This is a genomic window from Conexibacter stalactiti (assembly GCF_033542075.1).
Taxonomy (GTDB): domain Bacteria; phylum Actinomycetota; class Thermoleophilia; order Solirubrobacterales; family Solirubrobacteraceae; genus Conexibacter; species Conexibacter stalactiti.
This window is the reverse complement of the sequence record NZ_JAWSTH010000230.1, coordinates 1-1,184: the sequence shown is the minus strand read 5'-3', so window position 1 is coordinate 1,184 and position 1,184 is coordinate 1. Positions and strand designations below refer to the sequence as shown.

Annotated in this window: 1 pseudogene; it reads right to left on the bottom strand. The window is 80.3% G+C overall.

Going from position 1 to position 1,184, the window contains the following annotated elements:
• Positions 1-1,184 (bottom strand): annotated as a pseudogene (locus tag R7226_RS31485) (hypothetical protein); the annotation flags it as partial.

Below are 1,184 nucleotides of genomic sequence, written 5' to 3'. Positions count from 1 at the left end.
GCCTCCGACTTGCTCGACGCGCGGCCGTCGTCGCGATGGAGCGCGGCGGCCGCGTCGGCCGCCTCGGCGGCGACGAGCAGCGCGTCGAGCGCGGCGAACCGCTCGGCGACCGCCAGCAGCGCGCGCCCGTCACGCGCGACGAGGGCCGCGGCGTGCGTGGCGGCGAGCGGTGCGAAGGGACCGTCGACGGTGGGGGCCGCGTCGGCAGGCGGCGCGGGTTGCGTCGGCGCGAGTGCCGCGTCCTCCGGCGGCGCGAGCCGCGCCAGCGCCGGGGCGGCACTCGTCGGGTCGCCGAGCCGGCACAGCTCGTGCAGCGCGCGCAGCTCCAGCGCCGTCTGGCCGCGGGCGCGAGCCAGCTCGACCGCCTCCAGCGCGTGGGCGCGCGAGCGCGACAGCTCGCCGGCCGCAGCCGCGCTCCAGGCGCGCGCGAGCGGCAGCTCCGGCTCAAAGCCCTTGTGACCCAGCGGCGCCCGCTCCAGCTCCAGCACCGCCGCGCCCGCGATCGCCGGCTCGCCCGCCTGGGCCGCGGCCTGCGCCACGCCGGCCAGCGCCCACGGCAGCATCCCGGCCGCGTCGCCGTCGCGCAGCAGGGCGGCGCTCTCGCGCAGCAGCCGCAGGGCCGTCCGCACCCGTCCCCGCGCCAGCCAGGTGTAGCCGAGCATGCCGGCTTCGACGGCGCGGGTCGACGTCGATCGCTGCCGCACCGCGTGGTCGTAGACCTGCGTGGAGGCGTCGGTCGCGGCGATCAGCCGGCCGCTCAGCCGCAGCGCGAGGCCGCGCTGGCTCGCCAGCACGAGCGCGATCCACGGCAGCTCGTCACGGTGACGCTCGGCGATCGGCAGCCAGCGGTCGGCCAGCGCCAGCGCCGCGTCGGTGCGCCCGCGGGAGAGCAGCGCCTCGACCGCCCCGGTCGCGGCGTGCAGCCGCGCCTGCTCGCGCACGCCGTCGTCGTCGAGCAGCGGCAGCGCCGTGTCGAGCGCCGCGCGCGGGTCGCCGGCCGCGGCCTGCAGCCGCACCCGCTGCGCGACCAGCTCGCCGCGCACGCTCGCATCGCTCACCGCCGCCTCGGCGCGGCGCAGGGCGTCATCGGCCTCCGCCGCGCGGTCAAGCCCCCAGAAGAGGTTGCGCGCACGCGCGACCGCGACGGCGGCGCGGCGGCGGTCGTCGGCGCCTGGCGCCGGCTC